This window comes from Microbacterium sp. sgz311019, assembly GCF_056135325.1.
Genome location: NZ_JBWAXO010000005.1, coordinates 326,244 through 353,173 on the forward strand (window position 1 = coordinate 326,244; position 26,930 = coordinate 353,173).

Below are 26,930 nucleotides of genomic sequence, written 5' to 3' on the forward strand. Positions count from 1 at the left end.
CCTCTTCTCGGGTCAGGCGCCCGCTGCGCGGGCGTGGTCGACCATCCGGTCGAACGCGGCATCCAGCTCGGCATCCACCTGCTGGCGCTCGGGATGCTGGTCGTAGAAGGCGAGGATGCGGCGCGCGCCCTCGTCGAAGGTGATGGTGGTGCGGAACTCGGGCACGAGGCTCGTCACCTTGGAGGCGTCGAAGATCATCGAGTGGGCCTTGTCGCCGACGAGACCGGGGCCCTCCGCGGGCGCCCAGGCGGCGATCGTCTCGCTGGCGATGTGCACGAACTGCGGGTTATCGACGCCGGAGGCCTCTGCCAGCCAGCCGTAGATCTGGTTCCAGGTCGGTGCGTGCGAGCCCGTGATCGTGAACGCCTCCCCGATGGCCGACGGGTTGCCGAGCAGGCCCGTGAACGCGACGGCGAAGTCGTCAGCGTGCGTGATCGTCCACAGGCTCGTGCCATCCCCGTGCACGACGACGGGCCTTCCGGCGCGCAGACGCGCGATGTCCGTCCAGGCGCCTGTGGTCGGGATCATCCGCTCGTCATAGGTGTGCGAGGGCCGCACGATCGTCACCGGCAGCGCGCGCTCGCGGTAGGCGCCGACGAGGAGGTCCTCGCAGGCGATCTTGTCGCGCGAGTACTGCCAGAAGGGGTTGCGCAGGGGAGTGGACTCGGTGACCGGGAGGGAGCGCGGCGGCTTCTGGTAGGCGGATGCCGAGCTGATGAAGACGTACTGCCCCACCGCCCCCTCGAACACGGACAGCGCCGTCTCGACGTGTGCGGGCACGAACGACAGGAAGTCGAGCACGACGTCGAAACGGTCGCCGCCGACCGCTGCGCGCACGGACTCCGCATCCCTCACATCGCCGACGATCGTGCGCACCCCGTCGGGGAGCGGGCGATCGCTCCTCCCGCGGTTGAGGACGGTCACGTCGTGGCCGGCGGCGGCAGCCGCCCTGACGCAGGCGTAGCTGATGGTGCCGGTGCCGCCGAGGAACAGGAGCCGAAGCGCAGTCATGACCCCGACGATAGCCCTCGACTCGAGCTGACAGGCTCCGTGAGGCGTGGACCCCGCTCGCTGTGCGGAGGGCGCTGCGCGCATCCGCGCCGACATCGAGACGATCGCGTGCCTCGGGGTCAGGGCAACGGGGTCGCCTGCTCCGCCTGTGCCGGGTCGTCCTTCGCCCGCGCGGCCTCGACCGGTGCCCTGCGGGACAGCGTGGCGCCTGCGGTCTTCATGACCACGATCATGAGCAGGATGCCGAGAAGGCCGACGGCCCCCGCGCACAGGAGCGCCAGCGTGTACTGCCCGGTCGCGTCGTAGACAGCGCCCCACATCGGGGTGCCTATTGCGAGGCCGATGAACTCGGCCGTCATGGCCACCCCGTAGACCGCCGCGAAGCGCTCCGTTCCGACCGTCCTGGTGGCCACCAACGGCAGCACGATCGACACCGTCGAGACCGCGAGGGAGGCGAGCGGGATGAGGATGAAGATGCCGTACGTCCCGCCGGCGACCGCCATGCCGCCGAACCCGAGGATGAACGCGCAGGCCTGCACGGCGAGCAGGACGAGGATGCCGAAGCGATCGTGGATCCACCCCATGCCCGGCTTGATCACGATGGCGACGGCCGCCCAGTACGAGACGAGCAGACCCACGAAAGTCGGGTTGTCCCACGACGCTGTGAGGATCGCGGGGAGGATCTGCGACAGCGGCGTCTGCAGGGAGAGGACGAACGCGATGAGCAGCAGCAGCGCGACCACGAGCGCGTACCGGGGCGGCTGCGGCGTCGTGTAGTGCACGCGGGCGCGGACCTGCCCGGTCTGCTCGCCCGACTGCGGCGGGTTGGACACGAGGAAGATCCCGGCAAGCAGCATGGTCAGGGCGATCACCGCCGCCACCAGCAGCATCCCTCCGCGGAAGCCCGCGTGGGCGATGACCGGAGGGAACAGCAAGCCCCACAGGATGCCGCCGATGCTGCTTCCCGCAATCACCGCGCCCAGCACCGTCCCTCGCCGCGCGTGCTGATGCCAGCCGACCACGATGATGTTGGCAGCCAGCAGAGTCGACCCGCCCCACCCGACGCCGAGCGGGATCGACAGCAGATAGAACGTCGTGATCTGCGTGGCGAACGCCATGCCGAGCGCGGATGCCGCGGCCAGCCCCGCGCCCGAGATCACGATCGCCTTGATCCCGACGAGCTGCGACAGCTTGCCGGCGATCGCCATCGATACCGCGCTGGAGATCGTGAAGATGCTGTACCAGAGCAGGTATTGCGCCGTCGAGACGTGGAAGACCGCGGTGCCCGGCACGATGAGGAAGCCCATTCCGCCCGAGGCCGATGCGCCCACCATCATGAGCGCGGCGCCGATCGTGGACGCCAGGCGCCGTGCGCGAAAACGAGCGTCCGGGGCTCCCGTGCCGGTGGACGCGGATGAATCACTCAGAGACATGCACAACCCCCGCGTGTACGACCCCCCGTGCGTGAGCGTACCGCGCGGGCGGACGGGATGGGAGGGACTCAGGGCGGGAGCGGGACTCACCCGAACGAGGGCTGCCACAGCGGAGCCGCGGCATCGGGAGTCATCCAGCCGCGTTCGTCCGCCTGCTGCGCGGCGACGTCGAGGAAGTCGGCCACCGCGGCGGGGTTCGGGCCCTCCCGCCAGACGATCGACCACGGATAGACGGGCTGCAGCTCGGACGGGCGGTGGATCGGGATGCCGAGCCGCCGGTAGCGCAGCGCGTAGGACTCGAACTCGAGGAGGTATGCGGCATCCGTCGCCCGCCGCACGTGCGGGAGGCACTGGTCGAACGTGCCCGGGTTGCCGAGCCAGCGGAAGGCCAGCGCGCCGTGCGTCTCGAGGGCCCGGAGGTACGCACCGTGCGCCGTGAAGGCCGCCGAGCCGAGCGGGTCCGCGAAGACCTCGAGGGGGCGCTCTCGAAGAGACGCGGTCTCGGCCATGGGGTCGCCAGGCCGGCCCACCAGCCAGAACGGCTCCCATCGCAGCGGGCGGTGCCGCCATCCACTGGGATGCTCCGCGACCATCGACGCAGTGAGGCGCAGGATCGCGACATCCAGCTGGCCGGCCATGAGCGCATCGAACTGGCGACGGCTGTCCATCGAACTCGCCCGCACCGGCACATCGGGAAACCGGTCCGCGAAGGCGTCGGTGACCAGCCGGCTCGTGTCGAGGTCGAAGATGTGCGCGACGCGGATCCCCGGATCGTCGGGATGCGTCATCCGCGCCGCCTGCGCCAGCAGCGAACGGGCGTCCTTGAGGAAGCGTGCGCCCGGGGGCGTGAGTGCCACGTGGCGGCTGTCCCGCGCGAACAGCGCGAAGCCCAGGTCGTCCTCGAGACGACGGATCTGCCGCGACAGCGCCGGCTGGCTGATGTGCAGGCGCGTCGCGGCGCGACCGAAGTGCAACTCGTCCGCGACCGCGACGAAATAGCGAACGAGCCGAAGATCGAGGTCCACGCGTCCTCCCATCCTGAAGGCTCTCGCACCCGCGTCGATCGATGCAAATTGCGCATCGATCCGCGGCGAACGGATCCTGGACGCCGCACGGTCGCGGGGTGTGTGCTGGAGTCCCCGACTCACAGGAGCGCTCCCATGCCCGAAGCCCCCCGTCCCGTCGTCTTCATCCACGGCCTGTGGCTCCACGCCACCAGCTGGGGACCGTGGATCGAGAAGTTCCGCGCCGCCGGGTACGACCCGGTCGCTCCGGGTTGGCCGAACGAGGCCGACACCGTGGCCGGGGCGCGAGAGAACCCCGACGCCGTCGCCGACATCGGCATCGACGAGGCCGCCGGGCACTTCGCCGAGATCGCGGACGGGCTCGGCGACGACACCATCCTCATCGGGCACTCGTTCGGCGGGCTCATCGCCGAGAAACTGCTCGGCGAGGGCGTGGGAGCGGGTGCGGTCGCCATCGACCCCGCGCAGATCAAGGGGGTGCTGCCGCTGCCGCTCGCGCAGCTGCGGTCGGGCTTCCCCGTGCTCGGAAACCCGGCCAATCGGCACAAGGCCGTCTCGCTCACGAAGGAGCAGTTCCGCTACGGGTTCGGCAACGCCCTCGACCAGGAGGAGTCGGACGCGCTCTACGACCAGTGGACCATCCCGTCCCCGGGACGCCCGCTGTTCCAGGCCGCCGGTGCGAACTTCTCGATGCACTCGCCGGCCGCCGTCGACACCGAGCGCGAGCCGCGCGGCCCGCTGCTGCTCATCTCCGGCACAGCCGATCACACCGTGCCCGACGTCGTGACGCGCTCGACCCTCAAGCAGTACCGCGATGCGATGACCGTGAACGAGCTCAAGCAGTTCGAGGGCCGCGGGCACTCGCTGACGATCGACCACGGCTGGGCGGACGTCGCCGACTCCGTGCTCGAGTGGCTCGCAGCGCAGGGTCTCTGACGTGGACCTCGGCCTGGCCGGCACGGTCGCGATCGTCACCGGGGCCGGACGCGGGATCGGCCTGGCCGTCACCCGGATCCTCGTCGCCGAGGGTGCGCGCGTCCTCGCGGCGTCGCGCACCGTCACGCCCGACCTGGCCGCACTCGCCGCCGATGGCGCGGTGACCCCGATCGCCGCCGATCTGACCGACCCGCGCATCCCCGACGAGCTCGTGGCTCACGCGGACGAGCTCGGCGGTGCATCGCTGCTCGTCAACAACGTCGGCGGCGTGCGGCCGCGGACCGGCGGCTTCGCGTCGGTCACGGACGACGAATGGATGGGCACGTTCCAGCTCGATGCCCTGAGCGCCATCCGGATGACACGCGCGGTGCTCCCGGGGATGCGGCGACTCCGACGTGGCGCCATCGTCACCGTGGCCTCGGTCAACGCGCGGCTGCCCGACCCCGCGGTCATCGACTACAGCGCCGCGAAGGCGGCGCTCGTCAACTTCTCGAAGTCGCTGTCGAAGGAGGTCGGTCGCGAGGGCATCCGGGTGAACACCGTGAGTCCAGGTCCCGTAGCGACGGATCTGTGGCTCGGCGACGGGGGAGTGGCCGCGACCGTGTCCGCCGCCGCGGGCGCCGACCGTGCGCAGGTCGTCGCCGGAGCCGAGGCGTCGATGGTCACCGGCCGCTTCACCACGCCCGACGAGGTCGCGGCGCTCGTGGCGTTCCTCGCGAGCGACCTGGTGGCGGGCAACATCACAGGCGCCGACGTGGTGATCGACGGCGGCCTCACCGCCGAGCTCTAAGCCGAGACGCTCGCCGCGAGCGCCTCGAGCAGCCGCAAGCAGCCAGCGGAGCCCTCGTGCGCCCGTGCGTCAGAGGGAGTAGCCGAGGCGGCGCGAGAACTCGGATGCGGCGTTCGCGACGTAGCGGCCGAGCGAGTCGAGCCGGTCGCCGATGCGCTCGCGCGGCGCGCTCACATTGATGGCTGCGACGATGCGCGCGTTGAGGTCGAAGACGGGAGCGGACGCGCCGACGACCCCGCGTTCGAGCTCCTCATCCAACAGGGCGTAGCCGCGTTCCCGGATCCGGGCGAGCTCGACGAGCAGCGTCGCGAAGTCCGTGACCACCGCCTTCTCGTCGGGTGGGGCGCTCAGCACGGCGAAGCCCGACGTGGCCATGCCGGGATCGACCGGCCCGACGATGGCGAGGTCGTGTCCGTGCTCCTCGTACCAGCCTCGAAGCGACTCCTCGTCCCAATCGCTCAACAGGACGCGGCCCGATGGAGTGCGCCAGGCCGCCGTCGTCACGCCCTCCCATCCCGTGGTGCGGAACTCGTGGGGGCTGAGCTCGCTGACGACGGTGAGAACGTTGCCGCCGCGCAGCACGCACAGATGCGTCGTCTCACGTGTGTGCTGGGCGATGCGTCGCAGGTAGGGCCGGGACTCGCCCACGAGCCGGCTCTCGGTCGTGCGTGCCGCCAGCGCGTACAGCCGTGAGCCGAGGCGATAGCTGAGGGATGCGGCATCCCGCTCGAGCAATCCGGATTCATCCAGTGTGGCGAGCGTGCGCGAGATGACGGCCTTGTCTCGGCCTGTCAGCTGGGCGATGCGCATGACGCCCAGCCCGCCGCTCTGCGCGGCTTCGGCCCCGCCGAGCAGTTCGAGGATCTCGATGTCGCGGGCAAGACCGGACGTGTTCCGGCGCGGCTCCGGGGAAGTGGACATGAGGAGACCCTAACAGGAGTTGCCATATGGACAAGGGGACTTGTCGAAATGTCATCGCCGGTTCTACGTTTCTCACAACACCCCTCAACGACGAGAAGGGCAGGTGGATGGACCAAGGATTCAGCTTCGGCGCATGGGCCGAGTTCGTGAGCGAACGCTGGGACGAGGTGCTCGACCTCACGCTGCAGCACATCGAGGTCGTCGCCATCTCGGTGTTGATCGCCACCGTGATCGGCGTCCTGCTCGGCATGGCGGTCTGGCGCCGCCCCATCTCGCGAGCGACCGTGCTGGCACTCGCCGGCATCGCCATCACCATCCCGTCGCTCGCGCTGCTCGCTCTTCTCACACCCGTGCTGGGGCTCGGTTGGGGGCCCGCCATCGCCGCGCTCGCGTTCTACGCACTGCTGCCGATCATCCGCAACACGGTCGTCGGGCTGCGCGAGGTCTCGTCCGACGTGCTCGAAAGCGCCAAGGGCATGGGACTCGGCCGTGGTCGGACCATGATCGGCACCCAACTGCCCATCGCGTGGCCCGTGATCATCACCGGTGTGCGCGTCGCGACCCAGCTCACGATCGGGATCGCCGCCATTGCGGCGTATGTCGCCGGCCCGGGGCTCGGCCAGTACATCTTCACCGGGCTGTCGTCGATCGGCTCGCGCAACGCGATCTACTACGCCCTGACGGGCACCGTCATGGTCGCGATCCTCGCGCTCATCGTCGACGCCGTCTTCATCCTCATCGCCCGCTACACCACCTCGAGGGGTCTCCGTGCCTGACATCACCAACACCGGGATCATCGACGCGATCTCGAAGCAGTCGACCGGCGTGCGGCTCGAGCTCGAGCACGTCACCAAGCAGTACCCCGGGCAGAGCACGCCCGCCGTCGAGGACTTCTCGATGGACATCCGTCCGGGCGAGCTCGTCATGTTCGTCGGGCCATCCGGCTGCGGCAAGACGACGACCATGAAGATGGTGAACCGGCTGATCGAGCCGACGTCCGGCAGCATCCGCATCGACGGGAAAGACATCCTTTCGCTCAACCCGAACGAGCTCCGTCGTCACATCGGCTACGTCATCCAGCAGATCGGGCTCTTCCCGCACCGCACCATCGCGGAGAACATCGGAACGGTCCCGAAAATGCTGGGCTGGTCGAAGGCCCGCATCGCAGAGCGCGTCGACGCACTGCTGCACACCGTGCAGCTCGACCCTGCGGTCTTCGCTGACCGCTACCCGCGCCAGCTGTCCGGTGGACAGCAACAGCGAGCCGGAGTCGCGCGCGCGCTCGCCGCAGACCCGCCGGTGATGCTCATGGACGAGCCCTTCGGCGCGACCGATCCGATCACCCGCGAAAGGCTGCAGGCGGAGTTCCTGCGGCTGCAGGCCGACATCGGCAAGACCATCATCTTCGTCACGCATGACTTCGACGAGGCGGTGCGGATGGGCGACCGGATCGCGGTGCTGAGCGAGCGCAGCCGCATCGAGCAGTTCGACACGCCCGCCAACGTCCTGGCCGCGCCGGCGAACGACTACGTGGCGTCCTTCATCGGCCGGGGGGCCGCGATCAAGCGCTTGGCGCTCGTTCGCGTGACGGATGCCGCGCTCTCGCCGGAGGTTCTGGCAGGTGCAGGGCAGGTGCCGTTCGACGCGACTCTGCGGGATGCGCTCGACATGATCGTGCTCACCGGCGCTCCCTCCGTCACCGTCGTCGACGCCGACGGCAAGCCGATGGGATCGCTCGACCATGGGGCGATCTCGGCCGTGCTCGGCGCCGAAGCCGCCACGCTCGGCACGATGAAAGGGAAGGCCGGAGCCCCGACCGATGCAGGGGGCCCGGCATGACCGCCGCAATCGACTGGTCGACGGGTCGTGTGCGCAGATCGCGCGACCGCGCCGGGGTGCTCGCGCGCAGGGCGATCGCCCCGATCCTCGTCGCCGCCGGACTCCTGATCACCTACTGGTGGGTGTCGACGCTGACCCTCGACTCGATCGAGCAGCGGACCCTCAACTGGTCCTACATCTCCGCTCGCGTGCAGGAACAGCTGTACTTGACTCTGGTCGCGTCGGCGCTGGTCGCCCTTCTCGCGGTGCCGGCCGGCATCCTCGTGCACCGGGTCCAGTCCCGCACCTTCCGGGGCCTCATGCTGGCGATCGGCAACATCGGGCAGGCGACTCCGGCCGTCGGCGTCGTCATCCTGCTCGCCCTCATCTGGCAGACCGGATTCACGACCGCGCTCGTCGCACTCGTGGCGTACTCGTTCCTGCCCGTGCTGCGCAACACGATGATCGGGCTGGAGCAGGTCGACTCCGACGTCAAGGAAGCCGCACGTGGGATGGGGATGACGCGCAACCAGGTGCTCGCCCGCATCGAGCTGCCGCTGGCCTCGCCGACGATCCTCGCCGGGCTGCGCACGTCGCTCGTCTTCGCTGTCGGCGTCGCGACGGTCGCCACCTTCATCAACGCGGGAGGCCTCGGCGACATGATCGTCAACGGCCTGAAGCTGCAGCGCTTCCCCGTGCTTCTCGTCGGCACGGTTCTCGTCGCTGCGATCGCGGTCCTGATCGACTGGCTCGCCGGAATCGTCGAGGACGTGGTCCGGCCCAAAGGACTCTGACGACCCAGACGAGTCAGCACTCTCACATCCACCGCACGACACACACTGCAAGGAGAAACCATGCGCACACGGCGCCTCATCGGAGCGGCCGCCGCGGCCGTCGCCGCCACCCTCGTCTTCACCGGCTGCGCCGGCGGGGCCGGAGGCGGCTCGGGAAGCAAGGGAAACGAGCTCAAGGGCCTCACCGGCGAGATCGGCTCGAAGGACTTCTCGGAGCAGTACATCCTGGCCTGGATGACGACCGACCTCCTGAACGCGCATGGCGCGAACCTCAAGGCCAACACGAAGCTCGTGGGCTCGGCGAACGTCCGCCAGGCGCTCGAGAACAAGCAGTTCGTTGGCTATTGGGAGTACACCGGTACGGCGTGGGTCACCTATCAGAAGAACTCGACGCCGATCCACGACCCCGTGGAGCAGTTCACGGAGGTGAAGAAGGCGGACGAGGAGAAGAACGGCATCGCCTGGCTCGAGCCTGCACCCTTCAACAACACGTACGCGTTCGCCATCCGTCAGTCCCAAGCGGACAAGCTGAAGATCAGCAAGGACAGCCAGATCTCATCACTGCCGACCTCGGCTCAGACGTTCTGCATCGAGAGCGAGTTCTCCACGCGCGATGACGGCTGGCCCGGCTTCAAGTCCGCCTACGGAATCACCGTGCCCGACTCGAACGTCAAGCTGCTCGATACGGGCCTCATCTACACCGCCACGGCGAAGGGCCAGGACTGCAACTTCGGCGAGGTCTTCACGACGGACGGGCGTATCGCGGCCCTCAAGCTCAAGGTCATGGAGGACGACAAGCAGTTCTTCCCCGTCTACCAGGGTGCGTTCACGCTCCAGAAGTCGATCCTCGACAAGTACCCGGACATCTCGAAGGTCATGGCCCAGCTGAGTCCGCTGCTCACGACCGAACAGATGCAGAAGCTGAACGCCAAGGTCGACGTCGACGGAATGCAGCCGCAGAAGGTCGCCGAGGACTTCCTCAAGAGCAAGGGGCTCATCTGATGGCCGCGCCCTCTCTGCGGATCGGAGAGAGCTTCGTGGGGGAGGGAGCGAACGCCGCGCACATCAACACCGTGGCAGGTCCGCGCACCGGACCGGTGGGGGTCGCGTGGGCCACTGCCCTGGGGTCGCCGAGCGTCGGCCACGTCCCGTTCGTCGCGGTCCTCGCGCCCTCGCTGCCCGTGAAGCCCATGACGCTCTTCGTGACCAAGGCCGCGCCGGTGTCCGACGAGCACGGACTGCTGATCTGGGGACCGGCGCAGGCGGGAGTGGCGGCAGGAGTGGCGGATGCCGTCGCCGAGGGCGTCATCACCGCCGAGGAAGCGGACGAGCACTGCATCGTCGCCGCGGTCTGGGTGAACCCCGCCGCCGACGACGCCGACAGCGTGTACCGAAACAACCGTGCTGCCACGGCCAACGCGCTGCGCAACGGACTCGAGGGCCTTCCCGCTCTCGACGCCGTGCTCGCCGCCCGGCACCGGCCGACCAACCCGTTCTACATCGCCCCGGAATGACATCCGATGGATCACGAGGGAAACACTGACATGACAGACAGCCTGCCCACCGTCGGCTTCATCGGCCTGGGGAGCATGGGGAGCGGGATGACTCGCAACCTGCAGAAGGCGGGGTACCCGCTGGTCGTGAACGATCTGCGCCGCGAGTCAGCCGACGAACTGCTCGCAGGTGGCGCACTCTGGGCGGACACGGCCTCGGAGGTCGCCGCCGAGAGCGATCTCGTGATCACGATGCTGCCGACTCCGCGGCACGTCTCCGACGCCGTGTCCGGCACGCACGGGATCCTCGATGGGATCCGGGACGGGGGGACCTGGATCGACATGTCCACGTCGGTGCCGGATGTCGCGGACGGCGTACGTGCCGCCACGGCCGCCAGGGGACTGCGAATCCTGGACGCACCGGTCAGCGGCATGTCGATCGGTGCCGCATCCGGCATGCTGCAGATCTTCATCGGCGGCGAGCAGGCGGATGTCGAGCGCCTGCGTCCGGTCTTCGAGGCGATGGGCGACCCGGAACGCATCCTCCACGTGGGAGGTCACGGGGCCGGCTACGCCGTCAAGCTCATGATCAACCAGCTCTGGTTCTCGCACCTGATCGCGACGGCCGAGGTGCTGACGATCGGCGTCGCGGCTGGCGTCGACCTCGCTGTTCTCCGTGAAGCGCTCGTGGCGAGTCCGGCGAACAGCAACTTCGTCGAGCGGGACGTGCTGTCGATCCTCGACCATGGCGACTACGACGAGGGTTTCGCGCTGGCGCTCGCGTGCAAGGACCTCGGTCTGTCGATCGACCTCTCGCGCTCGGTCGGGGTGCCGGCCGAACTCTCGGGTCTCGTTGAGCAGCAGTATCGCAGGGCGAAGGCGTTGTACGGAGACCGCGCGGGCGAGATGGCCCCGTTCAAGCTCTACGAGGACCTGCTCCCGCACCCGCTGCGTCGCGCCGCGGAGGCCGCAGCATGACCGCGGAAGCGGAGCGGACGCTGCTGGATGCCGTGCCCACCGAGCTGTTCATCGGGGGGCGATGGGTCGCGGCATCCACCGGCGCGTTGTTCGACGTGATCGACCCGGCCACCGAGGAGGTGCTGGCCCGTGTCGCGGATGCCTCACCCGAGGACGGCGACGCCGCCCTCGCCGCCGCGGCCGCGGCGCAGGCCGACTGGGCGCGGACGGCTCCTCGCGAACGCGGTGAGATCCTGCGGCGCGCCTTCGAGCTCGTCACCGAACGCACCGAGGACTTCGCCCTCACCATGACTTTGGAGATGGGCAAACCGCTCGCCGAGTCACGAGGCGAGGTCGCCTACGGTGCAGAATTCCTGCGGTGGTTCTCGGAGGAGGCGGTGCGAGTCGGCGGCCGTTACGCCACCGCTCCGGACGGCCGCAACCGACTGCTGGTCCTCCAGCGCCCGGTCGGGCCGAGCCTTCTGATCACGCCGTGGAACTTCCCGCTCGCGATGGCGACTCGCAAGATCGCGCCGGCAGTGGCGGCAGGATGCACGATGGTGCTGAAGCCCGCGGCACTCACGCCGCTGACAGCGCTCCTGTTCGCGCAGACGATGGCGGAGGCGGGCCTCCCGGCCGGAGTCCTGAACGTCATACCGACCACCCGGGCCGGAGCCGTCACCGGGCCGCTCATCCGGGATGCCCGGCTGCGCAAGCTGTCGTTCACCGGCTCCACGGAGGTCGGTCGCCGGCTGATCGCGGACTCTGCGCATCAGGTGCTCCGCGTCTCGATGGAGCTCGGGGGGAATGCGCCGTTCATCGTCTTCGATGATGCAGACCTCGACGCTGCCGTCGACGGGGCGGTGCTCGCCAAGATGCGCAACGGCGGCGAGGCCTGCGTGGCGGCCAACCGCTTCCTGGTGCACACGTCGATCGCGGAGGAGTTCGCGCAGCGACTCGCGCAGCGGATCGGCGCGTTCGTTCCCGCGCGAGGCACCGAGCCCACGTCTACGGTCGGCCCGCTCGTCGACTCCGCCACGCGTGACAAGGTCGCTGCGCTCGTCGAGGGCGCAGTGGCGGACGGCGCGCGTGTCGCCGTGGGCGGATCCGCGATCCCCGGCGCCGGCTACTTCTACGAGCCGACCGTGCTTGTCGACGTGCCGGCGGATGCCGCGATCCTCGGCGAGGAGATCTTCGGACCTGTCGCGCCGATCGTGACCTTCGAGACCGAGGACGAGGCGGTCCGTCTCGCGAATGCGACCGAGTTCGGACTCGTGTGCTTCGCCTACACGCGGGACCTCGACCGCGGGCTCCGGATGGCGGAGATGCTGGAGACGGGGATGCTGGGTCTGAACGCCGGCGTCGTCTCGAATCCGGCCGCGCCCTTCGGTGGGGTCAAGCAGTCCGGCCTCGGCCGCGAGGGCGGATCCGAAGGCATCCACGAGTACCTCGAGACGACTTATGTCGGCATTTCCGACCCGTTCGCCCACCCGAAGGCCTGACGTATGGACATCACAGAATTCAGTAACGATCTCTTCTCGCTGGCTGGTCGCCGCGCCATCGTCACGGGCGGCAACAGCGGGCTCGGCCGAGCGTTCACCGTGGCGCTCGCGGCGGCGGGGGCCGATGTCTTCGTGCCGAGCCTCGTCGATGACGACGGAACGACGCGACGTCTCGTCGAGGAACGCGGCCGCCGCTATGCCTTCGCGGCCGCCGACCTGACCGACGCCGGCACGCCGCAGCGCATGGTCGATGCGTGCATCGCCGAGATGGGCGGGCTCGACATCCTGGTGAACTCTGCGGGGATCAACCTGCTCGATCAGGTCGCGGGCTTCGGACGCGAGAAGTGGGATCCCATGGTCGCCGTCAACCTCACCGCCGCATTCGAGTTCGGGCACGCGGCGGCCAAGGCGATGATGCCGCAAGGCTCGGGGAAGATCGTGAACATCGCCTCGCTCTTCTCATTCCTCGGCGGACGGCAGTCGCCGGCCTACGCGGCGACGAAGGCGGGGATCGTGGGATTCACGAAGGCCTACGCCGACGAACTCGGCGAGTATGGCATCCAGGTCAACGCGATCGCACCGGGCTACTTCGCGACGGCGCTCACCGAGAAGACCCGATCGGATGCGGCGGCCAACGCCCGCATCGTGGACCACATCCCGGCCGGCCGCTGGGGAGATCCGGCGGACCTCATGGGCGCCCTCGTCTTCCTCGCCTCCCCGGCATCGAACTACGTCAACGGACACACGCTCGTCGTCGACGGCGGCTATCTGCTGCGCTGAGCGAGCACCACGAACCTGGAGAGACACCCATGGCACCTTCCCGCTCCTCGCTGTCGCGCGATCAGATCGCCGATGCCCTCATTGATCTGCTCGGCGCCGGCCAGATCGACACGGACGAGACCTCGCTGCGCGAGGCGAGCGTCGACCGATTCAAGAAGTACACGGCGGTGCACGGCATCTTCGACGGACCGTTTCCCGCGGCGATCGCCTACCCTCGCAGCACCGACGAGGTTGCGGCGGTGCTGCGCTTCGCCGATGAGAACCTCGTCGCGGTCGTGCCGCGCACGGGCCGTACGGCGACGGAGGGTGGCTTGGAGACGGTCGTCGCCGACTCGATCGTCCTCGACGGCTCGAGGATGGATGCGATCCTCGGGGTGAACAAGATCGACATGATGGTGACGGTCCAGTGCGGCGCCGGCCTCCAGCAGGTAGAGGACCACCTTCGCGCCCTCGGCTACACGACCGGGCACTCGCCGCAGTCGAAGCCGCTCGCGCAGTACGGCGGGCTCGTCGCCACGCGCTCGATCGGCCAGTTCTCGACCCTGTACGGCGGCATCGAGGACATGGTCGTGGGTCTCGAGGCGGTGCTTGCCGACGGCACTGTCGTGCGGATCAAGAATGTGCCCCGACGCGCCGCCGGGCCGGACATCCGCCACATGTTGATCGGCAACGAAGGCGCCATGGCATTCATCACAGAGGTGACCGTGAAGATCTGGCCGTACCACCCGGAGAGCATGCGTTTCTTCGGCTTCCTCACCGAGGAGCTGGGCACGGGCGTCGACGCCCTGCGCGAGCTGGTCACCCAGGGCTACCGGCCGTCGGTGGCCCGCGTGTACTCGCCCGAGGATGCGCGGCAGCACTTCTCCCACTTCCACGACGGCAAGAACGTGGTCGTGCTCGTCGCAGAGGGGCCGCAGCCGCTGGCGGAGGCGACGGCCCTCGCTATCGAGGCGGCCTTCGCCGATCGCGAGCACACGCGCGTCGACGACGCGCTCATTCGAGCGTGGTTCGACAACCTGAACTGGGGTCAGGACAAGATCGACGCCGAGAAAGCCGAGATGCTGGCGCGCGCGCACCTCGGCTACACCACAGAGGTGTCCGTGGACTGGTCTCGCGTCGTGGAGTTGTACGAAGCCGTGATGCGGCGCGTTCACACGGAGTTCGCGCGGGCTGCGGACCTCACGATGCTCGGCGCGCACTCCTCGCACAGCTACCAGACCGGCACGAATCTCTACTTCGTGTACGACTACGACATCCGCTGCGAGCCCCGCGACGAGATCACCGAGTACCACGAGCCGTTGAACGCGATCATCGTCGAGGAGGCTCTGCGCTTCGGCGGTTCGATGGTTCACCACCACGGCATCGGCAAATACCGGACGCCGTGGACGGATGCCGAGCACGGCTCGGCGGTCGTCCTTCTCGAGCGGCTGAAGGGAGCCCTCGACCCGAACGGCATCATGAACCCCGGCACGATCTTCGCGCTCGAGGCCTGATGCCCTTCATCGTCGCGATCGACAACGGGTCGCAGTCCACGAAGGTCCTCATCGTCGACGAGTGCGGCGTCGTGCACGCGTCGGCCCGCGTGGGCCTGCGCCCGTATGATTCCCCCGCACCAGGGTGGAGTGTTCATCCCGGCGACGATGTGTGGGAGTCGATCGTCGCGGCGTGTCGCGTCGCGCTGTCGCGGTTCCGCGGCGACCGCGGCGACATCATCGCGGTCGGACTGTGCACCATCCGCTTCTGCCGCGCGCTGCTCGACGCGGAGGGCGCTCTCGCGTCGCCTCTGCTCAGCTGGATGGACCAGCGCGTCGGCGTATCCCATGTCGGCGACCCCGCGGTCGCGCGGGTGACGACGTCGTCGGGCTACATCGGGCACCGCCTCACGGGACGGTTCACGGATGCTGCAGGTAACTACCAGGGGGTGTGGCCGATCGACCAGACCACCTGGCGGTGGAGCACCGACGCGGCCGCGTACGAGACCACCGGGATGGCGCCGTGGATGCTCTCGGAGCTCGTCGATCCCGGAGGCCGACTGGGTGAGGTGACGGCTGCAGCGGCACGCGAAACGGGTCTCCCGGAGGGCCTTGCCGTCTACGCGACCTCGAACGACAAGGCGGTCGAGGCCCTCGGCGCGGGGCTGACCTCTCCCGACGAGGTGCTCCTGTCACTCGGCACCTACATCTCGGCGATGACGGTCGCACACCAGCCGGGGGGCGGTCGCTCCCACTGGGTCAACTTCGGTTCGCAGCCGGGACAGTACCTCGCCGAGTCCGGAGGCATCAGGCGCGGCATGTGGACCGTCAGCTGGCTGCGGTCCCTGCTGGAGAGCGAGCGCGCAACCGGCGACGATCTGTACGCCCTCGACCGGGAGCTCGGCAGCGCGGCGGCGGCGGTCGCGCCGGGATGCGATGGGGTGGCCGCGGTCCTCGACTGGCTCGCACCGGCCGACGCTCCGTATCGACGCGGTGCGATCGTCGGCTTCTCGGGCATGCAGGGTCGCGGACACCTGCACCGCGCAATCCTCGAAGCGATCGCATTCACCATGGCCGACCACATCGACGCGATGGCCGATGAGCTCGGCCGCTCGTTCCGGTCGGTGCTCGTCACAAGTGGCGGCGCGCAGTCGGACCTGCTCGTCGGCATGGTCGCCGACGTCCTGGCCCTGCCGGTCCGGCGCCCGCTCGTCGCGGATGCCGCCGGCATCGGGGCCGCCGTGTGCGCCGCCGTGGGCTCGGGCATGCATCCCGACTGGGACGCCGCGATCCGCTCGATGACAGCGTCCGCGGATCCCCGCATTCCCTCGGCGCATGCCCCCGCCTACCGAGCTCTCCGGCCATGGCACCGAGGCATCCGGTCTGGTGTTGACGATCTGTCGCGCTGGTCCGCGGGCGCGCTGATCTCGACGTCGTGATCGACGGCGGCCTCACCGCGGAGCTCTAAGCCGAGACGCTCGCCGCGAGCGCCTCGAGCAACCCCGCGAGCCTGTCGAGCACCGCGGCCTCGGTCGCGAGGTCGAAGTCCTCCGCGAGCAGGCGCGGGTCCCGGTACCCGACCCGCGTGCGGCCGTCGTCGTCCCACACGAGCATCCGGAGTGGGAGGTCGAGCCCCGTGCGCGCGTCGCTCTGCATGATCGCGGTGCCGACCGCGGGACTTCCGAAGATCAGCACGACCTCATCCGGAAGCTCGAGCCCCGCTTCGCGGGCACCTGCGGCGTGATCGATGACTGCGAAGACGCGGATGCCGCGCGCATCCAGTTCCCGCTCCAGCCCGCGGACGGTGTCGCCGACCGAGGCCGCCGCGTCGCTGACGGTCAGCTCGCTCATGCGGATGCCTCCTTCGTCTCCAGTGCCCGCTGATGACGGTCATGCTACGGCCGGCAGGGTCCGGCGGGAAAAGGCCGAGGACGGCTCAGGAGTGCGAGACGTGCTCCTCCGACCCCTCGACAGGGGCCGCCGCATCCTTCGACCGTGCCCGGGAGTCCGCACGCGTGAAGGGAGAAGGCTCGGCGCCGGGGTGGCGACGCGACTGCACGACGAGCAGGACGATGCCGAGGATCACGGCGATGAAGGACGCCCAGACATTGGCGGGGATGCCGAGGAAGCTGTTGCTGGACGGGTCGATGCGGATCGACTCCAGGAAGCTGCGGCCCGTGCCGTACCAGATGAGGTAGAGCGCGAGCATCTTCCCCCACTGCAGCGTGAAGCGTCGCTCGAGCAGGAGCAGAACGGCGAAGCCCAGCATGTTCCAGATGATCTCGTACAGGAACAGCGGGTGGAACAGCGTGTCGGCCGCCAGCCCGGGCGGGAACTTCGGGTTCGTCGACTCGATCTGCAATCCCCACGGGAGGGTGGTCGGCAGGCCGAACAGCTCGTGGTTGAAGTAGTTGCCCAGGCGGCCGAGCGACTGGGCGACGAGCAGGGCCGGCGCAAGGGCGTCGGCGAAGGTCCAGAACCGGACGCCCGCGCGGCGGCACGCGATCCAGATGCCCAGCGCACCACCGATCAGCGCGCCGTAGATGGCGTTGCCGCCGTCCCAGATCGCGAAGACGTTCCAGAGGTTCGCACCGGGGAAGAAGTAGTCCCCGACATGCGTGAAGACGTGGTAGAACCGCGCCGCGATGATCCCGAGCGGCACCGCCCACAGAGCGGCGTCGATGGCGAACCCGGCATCCACCCCGCGCTTCGCGAGCCGGCGGCCGGTGATCCACACGGCGGCGATGATCCCCGCGATGATGCACAGCGCGTAGATGTGGATGGTGAGCGGGCCGAGCTGGAACTGGGCCCACGCGGACGGAGGGCTGGGGATGCTGGTGATCTTCACGGGACGCTTTCGCCAGAGGGTGCAGGGCGGAGCCAGCCTAGGGCCAGGTTCTCTGGGTCCGCTGTACGGATCGCGACTCGTGTCGTCTTCCGAAGCGACCCCGGGGGGATGACAATGACCTCGTGGACACACAGAGCGAACAGCGCGCACTCGGTGAAGCGATCGGCCGTCTGTCGGAGCGGTTCCCCACGGTCGATCGCGACACGATCACGACGATCGTGCAGGAGGAGTACGACAGTCTGAGCGGCGCGAAGGTGCGGGACTACATCGCGGTCCTCGCCGAGAACGCCGCGACGGACCGTCTGCGCAAGGTCGCGAAGATGGTGCAGCCGGTCGTGCCCGAGAACCTCGGCGAGTTCGAGCCGATCGACGCCGAGGTGAGCCTGGATCCGTATGAGATCCAGGCGCGGGGCGAGCGGCCGGCGCTGCTGGACGGCGACCTCACCAACGACTGACCCGCGGCCCGCCGGCGTGCGGGTCCCTTGTGCGGCCTCCGACGATTCGGTAAACCGGGTGGACTGACTCGTTCCCCAGACCGAGCACCGAGGAGGCGCCATGAGTGCGACCGATCAGCACCCGCACGACCCGGAGCAGGAACTCGAGAACAGCAGGGAGCTCGTCGGCGACGTCATGCTGGCGGCGCAGGACTTCTCGAGCGAGGAGGAGGGCTACCACAAGACCCTCCGGCCGCGGCAGATCCAGATGATCGCGATCGGCGGGGCGATCGGAACTGGGCTGTTCCTCGGCGCCGGCGGCAGGCTGGCCAGCTCCGGACCGTCGCTCGTCTTCGTGTACGCGGTGTGCGGATTCTTCGCGTTCCTGATCCTGCGCGCGCTCGGCGAGCTCGTGCTGCATCGCCCGTCGTCCGGGTCGTTCGTCTCCTATGCGCGCGAGTTCTACGGCGAGAAGATGGCCTACACGGCGGGCTGGCTGTACTTCCTGAACTGGGCCTTCACATCGATCGTGGATGTCACCGCCGTCGCGCTGTACGTGAAGTTCTGGGCGCCATACGTCCCCTTCCTGCAGGCCGTGCCGCAGTGGGCGATCGCCCTCGTCGCGCTGATCGTCGTCCTCTCGCTGAACCTCGTCTCCGTCCGGGTGTTCGGCGAGATGGAGTTCTGGTTCGCGATGATCAAGGTGGCGGCGCTCATCATCTTCCTGATCATCGGCATCGTCTTCCTGCTCTTCGTCGGTCACACGGATGTCGGCCCCACCGGCATCACCGTCATCACAGACAACGGCGGCTGGTTCCCCCTGGGCGCGTTCGCGCCGCTGCTCGCCATCAGCGGAGTGGTGTTCGCGTATGCGGCGATCGAGCTCGTCGGCACGGCGGCGGGAGAGACCGCGGAGCCGCGGCGGATCATGCCGCGGGCCGTCAACACGGTCGTCATCCGCATCGCGGTCTTCTACGTGGGCTCGATCCTGCTCCTGTCGCTCCTGCTGCCGTACAACACGTACTCGGCGGACGAGTCGCCCTTCGTGACGTTCTTCTCGCACATCGGATCGCCCCAGGCCAGCGAGGTGTCGGCATCCATCATGAACTTCGTCGTGCTGACGGCCGCGCTCTCGAGCCTGAACGCGGGGCTGTATTCCACCGGACGCATCCTGCGATCGATGGCGGTCAACGGCTCCGCCCCCCTCTTCACGATGCGGATGAGCCGCCACGGCGTGCCGTACGGCGGCATCCTGCTGACGTCGTGCATCACCCTGCTCGGAGTGGGGCTCAACGCCGTCGTGCCCGAGCAGGCGTTCGAGATCGTGCTGAACGTGTCGGCACTCGGGATCATCGGAGGCTGGGGGACGATCATCCTCTGCCAGATGAAGCTGCACCGGTGGGCCCAGGCCGGACGCATCGAGCGGCCGTCCTTCCGCCTGCTCGGCGCGCCGTTCACGGCGTGGCTCACGCTCGCCTTCCTGGCGTTCGTCCTGGTGACGATGGCGTTCACGCCGACGGGCCGGTGGGTGCTCGCATCCCTCGTCATCATCATCCCGCTGCTGATCATCGGCTGGTTCGCGTTCCGCACGCGCATCGCGGCGGCGGCTGCCGCGCGCGTAGGGCACACCGGCACCTTCCCGGTGGTCGCGGAGCGGCCGGCGATCGACGATCCGCCCAAGATGTTCGGCGATCGCGAGGGCTGAAGCGGGGCGTCATACCCCACAATGGGTGCACGGTTCGGCTCGCCGGACCGGCGAACCCGGAGGAATCATGGCCAGATCAGCCAGACGACAGAAGCGCCGTGAGCGAGGCCGCACCGAGCTGAAGAATCTCTCCTACGAGATCTTCATCGGCGTCCTGTCGATCATGTCGGTCGTCAATCTCTTTCTCGCGCTGTTCATCCGGGACCCCGAGCTGCTCGGGATCCTCCTGGTGATGAACGCGATCTTCAGCATCATCTTCCTGATCGACTTCACGTACCGGATCACCACCGCGCCCTCGGCATCGCGCTACTTCTTCGTGCAGTTCGGGTGGGCCGACCTGCTGGCGAGCCTTCCCCTGGCGGAGCTCAAGATCCTCCGCCTGTTCCGCGTATTCCGCGTCATCCGCCTGATGCGGCAGCTCGGACCGCGCACGATCGCCCGGCGGGTGATCCGCGACCGCGCGAACAGCGCGCTGATGACGCTGCTGCTGATGGGCGTGATCGTCTTGCAGTACGGCAGCCTCGCCATGCTCAAGGTGGAGGAGCACGCCAGCGGTGCCAACATCACCGACGCCTCCGATGCGCTGTGGTACACGATCGTCACGATCTCGACCGTCGGTTACGGCGACAGGTACCCGGTGACGAACCCGGGTCGCATCATCGGCACGGTCATCATCATCGTCGGCGTGGGTATCTTCGGCACCTTCACCGGCTACCTCGCCAACGCCTTCCTCGGACCCGGCAAGGCGTCGAAGTCTTCGGATGAGAAGACGGATGCCGCGTCCGCCGGCGCGACCGGCGATGCCACAGCGGCGGCGGCTCCTGCCGCTCCGACACCTGCCGCCACCGCTCCTGCCGCTTCCGCGCCGACACCGGCGGCGACCGCGGATGACGGTGCGGCCGGCGAACTCACTCAGCTGCGCGAACTGCTCCAGCGCTCGGAATCGGCCCTCGCCGACTCCGAGGCCGCTCTGGCGGAGATGCGCGGCGTCCTCGACGGGGTCAGCTGACCCCCCGGCGTCCGTACGGGTCCCCCGACGTGACGAAGCGGCGGGCGCCGGAGGGCACCCGCCGCTTCGCCTCTGCTCAGCTGCCGTCCTGGAAGCGGCGGCTGGCGTCCTTCGCATCTTCCATCACGTCGTTCGTGCGGTCGGTCGCCACGGACTTGACGTTTTCGGCGCTGTCCTGCGCGGTCTCCTTCACCGCCTGGACGGCCTCCTGAGCCGGCTGCTTGAGGTGCTGCGCCGTCTCCTGGCCGGCCTGGGACACCTCGTCGATCATCGGCTGCGCAGCATCTTTCGCCTGCGCCGCGAGCTTGCGCTCCGCGTCGCTGGGCGGAATCAGGGATGCGGCGAGCAGTCCGACGCCGAAGGCGATCAGGCCGACTGCCATGGGGTTGCCTTGAGCCTTCCTGACCACCGTGCGGCCGGCATCCACCGTCGCGTCGCGAGCGTCCTCGAATGTGTCGCCGGCTGCTTCGGTGAGTGAGCGGTGCCCACTGCGCCCGCCGTACGCGTCGTCGTCGTCCGAACCCATGACCGTCTCCTTCAGAGAGGTGAACGCGCCCTTCACCTTGTTGATCTGGCGGTCCGCGATCTTGCTGGGCGTGACCTTGTCGGCCAGTGCATCGACGTCTCCGCCCAGCTCGGCGCGAGTCACCTCGATGTTCGCCCGGATGACATCAGGGTCGACACTCATCGGTTCTCTCCGTTTCGTCTCAGGGTCTCCGGGATCTCCTTGACCGTTGCGACGGTCTGCGGCATCCCCTCGACCTTCTTCAATTGATTGCGTCCGACCAGGTAGAGGATCAGCGCGATGACTGCCCAGATGATGGCGACGACCACCGCGGACCACGCGTTGCCCATCACGTAGCCGAGGGCCCACCAGACGGCGACCGACACGAAGAAGATCGCCATCAGCGCCGCGTACCCGGCCCCGCCGAACATGCCGGCGCTTTTGCCGGTGCGCACGGCCATCTGCGTGAACTCGGCCCGCGCGAGCTCCATCTCCTGACGGATCAGCGTCGACAGGTCTCGTGTGACGTCACTGAGAAGCTCGCCGAGCGACTCGTCGGTCGCCCGTCGCTCCGCGGGCGTCATCGGCTGGTCGGTCATGGGAGGTCTCCGCCGGTTGTCCCGTACCCGGTCGTCCCGGCTCCGGTCATCGCCGAGCCCTCCGTGACCGCGCCCGTGTGGTAGACCCGGCCGGTGGCCATGCCGGAGCCGGACATGCCCGACCCGGTGCCGAGGCGGCGGCCCGCCGAAGCCGGTCCGGCGGCGAGAGCGCGGGTCAGACGACCCACCACGACGCCGGCCGCCAGCGCGCCGATGATGAACATGCCCGGCCGCCGGCGCGCGTACGACTTCAGCTCGCGAAGCACGCCCTCGGGGTCTCGCGCTGCGAGCCAGCTCGCCGCGCTGTGGCTACGGCGGGCCGCCTGACGCACGAGGTCGCTCGCGACGCCCTGCGTGTCGGACGCCGACGCCATCTGGTGCAGGTCGTCGCCGACCGAGCGCAGGCCGTCCGAGAGGCGCACCTGCTGGTGGGCAGCCTGCTGGCGCAGCTCGTCCTGGGTCTGGTGCAGGAGGTCCCGCGCCTGGTACTTCGCCTCCTCCGCGACGTTGCGCGCCTCGCTCTGGGCGACGTCCATCACATCCTTGCCCGCGTCGACCGCCGAGTCGGCGACCCTGCTCGCCTGCTGCTTCGCGACATCGGCCGGGGCTGCGCCCTCGGCGCCGGCGGAGCCTGCCGTGGCATCCCGCTCATCCGCGCTCGACCGTGTGTCCTGTACTCCGGTGGTGGTCATTCCTTCGTCCAGGTCGTGCGTATGCCGGGTCTCGTCAAAGATCGGCGTGCCGTCGGAACGCTCATCTGGGATCGACATCCTGTGCCCCCTTCGTTCGTTGATTCAACGTGTCCAGCGATCATGGGCCGGGGTCTCGATCCGGTGGGAAGGGATTGACAGATACACGCTGCGGGGTTATCGCACGCGGGTGCGGCCCTGGGCAGCCCGCGATCGCTCTCGTCGAACACCACCAGGGCGATCCTCATGGCCGGTCCTCCTCCGGCTCGCGCGCCGCCTCAGTCACCGCCTCGTCGAGCGCTCGGAACAGCAGGTGCACGACGAGGAGCTGCGCCTCCTGCGCGGCCACCGCCGGTTCCTGCACGGCTATCGCGGCGCTCATCGGAGGGCCGTCCTCCTCGCGTCGTGGGCCCGATGCGTCGAGACGAGTGGGAAGTAGATCCGCTCCATGCGGGTCGCGACCTGCTCCCAGGTGAAAGCCGTGCGGGCACGGGCCACCCCGGCAGGACCGAGACGCGCGCGCAGTCGGGGGTAGTCGATCAGCAGGGCGAGAGTGCGCACGAGCGCGGGCAGGTCGCCGGGGGGCACGTGCAGTCCCGTCGTGCCGTGCACGACCGTGTCGAGCAGTCCGCCGACGGCAGACGCGACGATCGGGATGCCGCAGGCCATCGCCTCGAGCGCGACCACGCCGAACGGCTCGTACCGCGGGGTCGCGACGAGCACGTCGGCCGACCGCAGCAGCCGGGGGAGCGTCTCGTGCGAGACCCAGCCGCGGAAGTCCACGCGGTCGCGCACGCCGAGCGAGCGCGCCAGGGCCGCCAGGCGCGCGACTTCGGGATCGTCGAGCGGCCGCCCGACCGACTGCGACCCGCCGACGACGACCAGTTCGACATCGTCGCGCCCGCCGGCGACGAGCTCCGCGAGGGCATGGATGGCGATGTCGACATCTTTCCGCGGTGCGATCCGGCCCACGCTCACGAGCCGGGTCGCGCGCCGTTTGAGCTCGGCGGCCCCGTCCGGGGTGAACCGGCCAGTGTCGACGCCCGGGGGCACGACCGCGATCCGGCGCGACGAGACGCCCAGACGGGCGAGCTCGAACGCCTCCTCGCTGCACATCGCGATGAGCTGGTCGGCCTGCCGGGCGACGGCGGGCTCGAGTCGCCGACGCGCCGGCGAGCTGCGGCGGTCCGGCCCGTGCCGCCGCTCGAGGTGCTCCAGCGAGTGCAGGGTCTGCACGACCGGCGGACCGTCGAGGGTCCACGCGGCCCGGAGGGCTGCCACTCCGGAGTTCCAGAAGTGGGCGTGGACGATGTCCGGCGGGTCCTCGTCCCAGCGGTCGATCAGGCGTTGCGTGAACTCGGCGGTGTGCCCCGGCAGCTGCCGGCGGGGCACCGCATCCGCGGGACCTGCCGAGACGTGGACGACATCGACTCCGGGACCCGCGACGACGCGCTCGGGCATCGATCCGTCGCGCCGCGTGTAGACCGTGACGCCGTGCCCGCGGGCGGCCAGCGCGGTGGCCAACCCTCGGATGTGGACGTTCTGCGCCCCCGCATCCTCCCCTCCGAGCGACGCGAGCGGACTCGCGTGCTCGGAGACCATCGCGATCTTCACGACATCCTCCAGTCGGCCGTCGCCAGCGACCGCTCTCGGCCGTACCCGGAAGACGCGGCGACGTCGTCGAGGACGTCATCCCAGTCCCGCAGGAATCTCTCGTGCCCGAAGTGCAGGAGCGCGTGCCGCCGGGCGCGCGCTCCCATCTCCCCGGCCAGCTCCGGATCCTCCATGCAGTCGGCGACCGCGTGGCGCAGCACGTCGACGTCCGCCGACACCACTCCGACGTCCGAGGGCACCGCGGGCGCGATCCCGGGTCCGGGGACGGCCACGATCGGCATGCCGAGATGCATGGCCTCGAGCAGCGCGAAGCTCAACGAGGTCCAGCGTGAGAGATGCAGATAGACCCGGTGCCGGGCGAGCTCCGTCGCGAGCCGCGCGGGCGGAAGATCGCCGCCGATGTGGACGCCCGCGGCGTCCGCCGGGAGGCTCTCGATGAGCGCGTCGCCTCCGCGCCCGAACACGTCGACCGCGGCGACGCGGCCGAAGTGCGGGAGGAGGTCGGTGCCCGCGGCACGGCCCCGGAGAACCGGGTCGTTGATCACGGCTCCGATGCGGTCGAGCTCGCCCGTGTACTGCGCGCCGGGATCCGGGATCCCGGGCTGGATGACGAGAGTGCGGGCACGGCCGTTGTCCCAGTAGAGGCGGTTGAAGTCGCTCACGTGGACGATCGGGATGTCGGTGCTGTCCGCGAGCGGGTGGATGCTCCGGCAGGCGTCGGGGCCCGGTGCGCTGCGCTCGAGATAGACGGCGGGGATGTCGCGTCCCGGGCGTCGCCCGGTCATCTCGTGCACGACGTCGATCTCCTCGGGACGCTGGAGCACGACGACGTCGACCGGCTCGCCGCGCAGCTCCCGCCAGGAGGCCTCGCGAGCGTGCGGCCAGTGGTGACCCTCGAGACCGCGGCCGCCCGCATCCCCTGCACTGTCGACGGGCAGGAGGTACTGGTGCCGACCCGAGACGAACGCGTTCGTGTAGCCGGTGTGCCGGTGCCAGAGCAGGATCCTCATTTGCCGGCACCTCCTCCATCGATGGTCAGCCGCCGTTGCACAGTACGGCCCGACGCGGCGAAGGAGTCTGGGGCTTGCGGCGGACTGTCGCAGGGTGTATTCGCACCGCGCAGCACCGCTCAGGTCAGGCGCCGGCGACGGCACACAGCTCGATCCGCGCCCGCCGGCCATAGCCGCAGGCGTGCGTCCTGTCAAGCCATTGCCGGGCAGGACGGTGGTGACCGATGCTGATCTCGTCACGCGACGCGGCACGATTCCGGTCACCGGCTCCGTGCAGTTCCACGTCGATCTGACGGATGCCGTCGACTGAGCAGGGAGAGACGGATGCAGCGATCGCTACGCGCCGAGATCGAGTTCAAGCCACTGGATCGGCGGTCATGGAGGGTCTGCGATCGCCGCGCTGGGTACCGCGATGCGGCGGGCCTGATCGGCTACGTCGAGCGCGTCGGCGACGGGTACGACGTCGTGTGGATGGTGGGCCCCCGGACGCCGTCCAGCTACGACAGTCTCGAGGCGGTCCTCGATGCGGCGGTGGTCCGCCTCGGGATGCGGGCCCCGGGAGTGCGCGCCGGGGCTCTCCCCGATCGCGTGCTCTGAGCCCGCCGGCCGTCGCATCCGCCCGAAGGCTACGGAACGTTCACTCCTGAGTCCGTGTCGGCGGGCTCGGGAAGGATGTGCAGGCCCTCGGGGGAGTTCGCGACCACCGAGAGCGCCTCGAGCCAGGCACGGTTGTAGGACGGGCGGCGGCTGCCCTCGAACTCGAACACGAGCGACGCCTGCGGGTGGACCCAGATGGTGGTGCGCCCGTCGCCGACTGAAGCGTCGTTGCGCCAGGAGAAGTGGAACGACTCGCCCCGGCGCAGCTTCGAGCTGATCACGACCACCAGGTGCGACAGGGTCCGGTCGTCGATGTCCAGCCGCACCGACCCTTCGTAGATCATCCGACCCATGCGGACCTCTCTCCCGGACCCGGCGCGACCGCCGCGCGCCGCGGTTCGTGTAACACACGCTACGCTCTTCCCCTCGTGCCGTGGCCGGTACACCCGCTACGGGAACGAGACCGGGGGCGACCGGTGACGGGGAGTTCATCTGAGCATCGGCGCAGGGTAACGTTCCTCGCATGGGAACGCTCTACTACGGTGGACAGGACATGGCGATCCACATCGAGGACCGCGCTCTTGCCCATCTGAAGGTCGTGGTTGCGACGAAGCTGCGGCGCAACGAGAGCTTCACGCTCTCGTGGCGCCATCACGACGAGGATGAGGCCCCCGGCCGCTCCACGATCTGGTTGCACCCCGCCATCCCGCTGCTGTTCGTCTTCGACGAGCCTGAGCCGCCCGAGCTGAGCCGGGCGTGGATCGAGGACCTCGCGAACTCGGCGAACACGTCGGGCGGCATCCAGCTCGTCGACGAGCACATCGAGTCGCGCGAGCCGAACGGCAAGAGTCAGCGCTCCGAGAGCTAGCTGTTCTTCCCCGTGAGGTTGTGAACGCGTTGGGCGGGGGTTGAGCCTTCGAGCGCGGTGTGGGGTCGATGGTGATTGTAGTGATGCAGCCAGTCGTTGTAGGTCGCGGCGCGGGCGGCG

General features: G+C 69.2%; 31 protein-coding genes. 17 read left to right on the forward strand and 14 right to left on the reverse strand.

From position 1 onward, the window contains the following. Positions 1-12: 12 nt before the first annotated feature. The 3 genes from AC0NZN_RS10455 to AC0NZN_RS10465 form a co-directional block, all read right to left on the reverse strand. Positions 13-1,011, reverse strand: a complete 999-nt coding sequence (locus tag AC0NZN_RS10455) for an SDR family oxidoreductase (protein WP_474592235.1) — start codon at positions 1,009-1,011, stop codon at positions 13-15. A 119-nt stretch (positions 1,012-1,130) separates the two neighbouring features. Next, positions 1,131-2,444 (reverse strand): MFS transporter, encoded by a 1,314-nt coding sequence (locus AC0NZN_RS10460; RefSeq protein ID WP_474592236.1) that lies wholly within the window; start codon positions 2,442-2,444, stop codon positions 1,131-1,133. Between the two features lie 86 nt (positions 2,445-2,530). Beyond that, positions 2,531-3,469, reverse strand: a complete 939-nt coding sequence (locus AC0NZN_RS10465) for a LysR family transcriptional regulator (protein WP_474592237.1) — start codon at positions 3,467-3,469, stop codon at positions 2,531-2,533. Between the two features lie 135 nt (positions 3,470-3,604). On the opposite strand from AC0NZN_RS10465, the gene AC0NZN_RS10470 reads away from it, so the two are divergent. Together AC0NZN_RS10470 and AC0NZN_RS10475 are read left to right on the forward strand one after the other, a co-directional pair. Continuing rightward, positions 3,605-4,405, forward strand: a complete 801-nt coding sequence (locus tag AC0NZN_RS10470; protein WP_474592238.1) for an alpha/beta hydrolase — start codon at positions 3,605-3,607, stop codon at positions 4,403-4,405. Position 4,406: 1 nt separating this feature from the next. Continuing rightward, positions 4,407-5,195: an SDR family NAD(P)-dependent oxidoreductase gene (locus AC0NZN_RS10475; protein WP_474592239.1), complete on the forward strand. Its 789-nt coding sequence runs from the start codon at positions 4,407-4,409 to the stop codon at positions 5,193-5,195. A gap of 69 nt (positions 5,196-5,264) precedes the next feature. On the opposite strand, the gene AC0NZN_RS10480 is transcribed toward AC0NZN_RS10475, so the two are convergent. Then, a complete protein-coding gene (locus tag AC0NZN_RS10480) occupies positions 5,265-6,116 on the reverse strand; it encodes an IclR family transcriptional regulator (protein WP_474592240.1) in 852 nt (283 codons plus the stop codon). Between the two features lie 107 nt (positions 6,117-6,223). On the opposite strand from AC0NZN_RS10480, the gene AC0NZN_RS10485 reads away from it, so the two are divergent. From AC0NZN_RS10485 to AC0NZN_RS10530, 10 genes are read left to right on the forward strand one after another with little or no spacing between them, the layout of a single operon-like run. Next, complete coding sequence (locus AC0NZN_RS10485; protein WP_474592241.1) at positions 6,224-6,892, forward strand: ABC transporter permease; 669 nt, start codon at positions 6,224-6,226, stop codon at positions 6,890-6,892. Then, positions 6,885-7,955, forward strand: a complete 1,071-nt coding sequence (locus AC0NZN_RS10490; protein WP_474592242.1) for an ABC transporter ATP-binding protein — start codon at positions 6,885-6,887, stop codon at positions 7,953-7,955. The genes AC0NZN_RS10485 and AC0NZN_RS10490 overlap by 8 nt, the downstream gene beginning before the upstream one ends. Further along, the gene (locus AC0NZN_RS10495) at positions 7,952-8,728 is read left to right on the forward strand and encodes an ABC transporter permease (protein WP_474592243.1); all 777 of its coding nucleotides are present in this window, start codon (positions 7,952-7,954) and stop codon (positions 8,726-8,728) included. The genes AC0NZN_RS10490 and AC0NZN_RS10495 overlap by 4 nt, the downstream gene beginning before the upstream one ends. A 60-nt stretch (positions 8,729-8,788) precedes the next feature. Beyond that, positions 8,789-9,730 carry a glycine betaine ABC transporter substrate-binding protein gene (locus AC0NZN_RS10500; protein ID WP_474592244.1) on the forward strand — a complete coding sequence of 314 codons (942 nt, stop codon included), beginning with the start codon at positions 8,789-8,791 and terminating at the stop codon, positions 9,728-9,730. Next, positions 9,730-10,242 carry a formaldehyde-activating enzyme gene (gene fae, locus AC0NZN_RS10505; protein WP_474592245.1) on the forward strand — a complete coding sequence of 171 codons (513 nt, stop codon included), beginning with the start codon at positions 9,730-9,732 and terminating at the stop codon, positions 10,240-10,242. Before AC0NZN_RS10500 ends, fae begins: the two co-directional genes overlap by 1 nt. 30 nt (positions 10,243-10,272) lie before the next feature. Continuing rightward, entirely contained in the window at positions 10,273-11,199 is a 927-nt protein-coding gene (locus AC0NZN_RS10510; RefSeq protein ID WP_474592246.1) for an NAD(P)-dependent oxidoreductase, read from the forward strand. After that, positions 11,196-12,680: an NAD-dependent succinate-semialdehyde dehydrogenase gene (locus AC0NZN_RS10515; protein WP_474592247.1), complete on the forward strand. Its 1,485-nt coding sequence runs from the start codon at positions 11,196-11,198 to the stop codon at positions 12,678-12,680. Before AC0NZN_RS10510 ends, AC0NZN_RS10515 begins: the two co-directional genes overlap by 4 nt. Positions 12,681-12,683: 3 nt before the next feature. After that, positions 12,684-13,460, forward strand: coding sequence for an SDR family oxidoreductase (locus tag AC0NZN_RS10520; RefSeq protein WP_474592248.1), 777 nt, complete (start codon positions 12,684-12,686; stop codon positions 13,458-13,460). Positions 13,461-13,489: 29 nt separating this feature from the next. Continuing rightward, entirely contained in the window at positions 13,490-14,953 is a 1,464-nt protein-coding gene (locus AC0NZN_RS10525; RefSeq protein WP_474592249.1) for an FAD-binding oxidoreductase, read from the forward strand. Beyond that, complete coding sequence (locus tag AC0NZN_RS10530) at positions 14,953-16,371, forward strand: FGGY-family carbohydrate kinase (RefSeq protein WP_474592250.1); 1,419 nt, start codon at positions 14,953-14,955, stop codon at positions 16,369-16,371. The genes AC0NZN_RS10525 and AC0NZN_RS10530 overlap by 1 nt, the downstream gene beginning before the upstream one ends. A gap of 25 nt (positions 16,372-16,396) precedes the next feature. Here the strand turns inward: AC0NZN_RS10530 and AC0NZN_RS10535 are convergent, their stop codons facing one another. Both AC0NZN_RS10535 and lgt read right to left on the reverse strand, forming a co-directional pair. Next, the gene (locus tag AC0NZN_RS10535; protein WP_474592251.1) at positions 16,397-16,783 is read right to left on the reverse strand and encodes a DUF302 domain-containing protein; all 387 of its coding nucleotides are present in this window, start codon (positions 16,781-16,783) and stop codon (positions 16,397-16,399) included. A gap of 85 nt (positions 16,784-16,868) precedes the next feature. Continuing rightward, positions 16,869-17,780 carry a prolipoprotein diacylglyceryl transferase gene (lgt, locus tag AC0NZN_RS10540; protein WP_474592252.1) on the reverse strand — a complete coding sequence of 304 codons (912 nt, stop codon included), beginning with the start codon at positions 17,778-17,780 and terminating at the stop codon, positions 16,869-16,871. A 122-nt stretch (positions 17,781-17,902) separates the two neighbouring features. Between lgt and AC0NZN_RS10545 the strand changes: the two genes are divergently transcribed. The 3 genes from AC0NZN_RS10545 (at position 17,903) to AC0NZN_RS10555 (ending at position 20,928) form a co-directional block, all read left to right on the forward strand. Continuing rightward, positions 17,903-18,235: a three-helix bundle dimerization domain-containing protein gene (locus tag AC0NZN_RS10545; RefSeq protein WP_474592253.1), complete on the forward strand. Its 333-nt coding sequence runs from the start codon at positions 17,903-17,905 to the stop codon at positions 18,233-18,235. A gap of 175 nt (positions 18,236-18,410) precedes the next feature. Then, a complete protein-coding gene (locus AC0NZN_RS10550) occupies positions 18,411-19,919 on the forward strand; it encodes an amino acid permease (RefSeq protein WP_474592274.1) in 1,509 nt (502 codons plus the stop codon). A gap of 67 nt (positions 19,920-19,986) precedes the next feature. Next, positions 19,987-20,928: an ion transporter gene (locus AC0NZN_RS10555; RefSeq protein WP_474592254.1), complete on the forward strand. Its 942-nt coding sequence runs from the start codon at positions 19,987-19,989 to the stop codon at positions 20,926-20,928. Positions 20,929-21,004: 76 nt separating this feature from the next. Here the strand turns inward: AC0NZN_RS10555 and AC0NZN_RS10560 are convergent, their stop codons facing one another. From AC0NZN_RS10560 to AC0NZN_RS10585, 6 genes are all read right to left on the reverse strand, one after another. Then, the gene (locus AC0NZN_RS10560) at positions 21,005-21,616 is read right to left on the reverse strand and encodes a DUF3618 domain-containing protein (protein WP_474592255.1); all 612 of its coding nucleotides are present in this window, start codon (positions 21,614-21,616) and stop codon (positions 21,005-21,007) included. Beyond that, the gene (locus AC0NZN_RS10565) at positions 21,613-22,032 is read right to left on the reverse strand and encodes a phage holin family protein (protein ID WP_474592256.1); all 420 of its coding nucleotides are present in this window, start codon (positions 22,030-22,032) and stop codon (positions 21,613-21,615) included. Before AC0NZN_RS10565 ends, AC0NZN_RS10560 begins: the two co-directional genes overlap by 4 nt. Further along, entirely contained in the window at positions 22,029-22,802 is a 774-nt protein-coding gene (locus AC0NZN_RS10570; RefSeq protein WP_474592257.1) for a hypothetical protein, read from the reverse strand. The genes AC0NZN_RS10565 and AC0NZN_RS10570 overlap by 4 nt, the downstream gene beginning before the upstream one ends. A gap of 163 nt (positions 22,803-22,965) precedes the next feature. Next, positions 22,966-23,103 carry a hypothetical protein gene (locus AC0NZN_RS10575; protein ID WP_474592258.1) on the reverse strand — a complete coding sequence of 46 codons (138 nt, stop codon included), beginning with the start codon at positions 23,101-23,103 and terminating at the stop codon, positions 22,966-22,968. Beyond that, positions 23,100-24,335 (reverse strand): glycosyltransferase, encoded by a 1,236-nt coding sequence (locus AC0NZN_RS10580; RefSeq protein WP_474592259.1) that lies wholly within the window; start codon positions 24,333-24,335, stop codon positions 23,100-23,102. The genes AC0NZN_RS10575 and AC0NZN_RS10580 overlap by 4 nt, the downstream gene beginning before the upstream one ends. Further along, positions 24,332-25,345, reverse strand: coding sequence for a glycosyltransferase (locus AC0NZN_RS10585; RefSeq protein WP_474592260.1), 1,014 nt, complete (start codon positions 25,343-25,345; stop codon positions 24,332-24,334). Before AC0NZN_RS10585 ends, AC0NZN_RS10580 begins: the two co-directional genes overlap by 4 nt. 324 nt (positions 25,346-25,669) lie before the next feature. On the opposite strand from AC0NZN_RS10585, the gene AC0NZN_RS10590 reads away from it, so the two are divergent. Then, positions 25,670-25,942, forward strand: a complete 273-nt coding sequence (locus AC0NZN_RS10590) for a hypothetical protein (RefSeq protein ID WP_474592261.1) — start codon at positions 25,670-25,672, stop codon at positions 25,940-25,942. Between the two features lie 29 nt (positions 25,943-25,971). On the opposite strand, the gene AC0NZN_RS10595 is transcribed toward AC0NZN_RS10590, so the two are convergent. Continuing rightward, positions 25,972-26,295 carry a DUF7882 family protein gene (locus tag AC0NZN_RS10595; protein ID WP_474592262.1) on the reverse strand — a complete coding sequence of 108 codons (324 nt, stop codon included), beginning with the start codon at positions 26,293-26,295 and terminating at the stop codon, positions 25,972-25,974. A 170-nt stretch (positions 26,296-26,465) separates the two neighbouring features. Here AC0NZN_RS10595 and AC0NZN_RS10600 point away from each other — a divergent pair, with 170 nt between their 5' ends. Then, positions 26,466-26,810 carry a DUF7882 family protein gene (locus AC0NZN_RS10600; RefSeq protein WP_474592263.1) on the forward strand — a complete coding sequence of 115 codons (345 nt, stop codon included), beginning with the start codon at positions 26,466-26,468 and terminating at the stop codon, positions 26,808-26,810. Here AC0NZN_RS10600 and AC0NZN_RS10605 read toward each other — a convergent pair. Further along, on the reverse strand, positions 26,807-26,930 hold a 124-nt coding region (locus AC0NZN_RS10605), incomplete at its 5' end, for an integrase core domain-containing protein (RefSeq protein ID WP_474592275.1). The genes AC0NZN_RS10600 and AC0NZN_RS10605 overlap by 4 nt on opposite strands.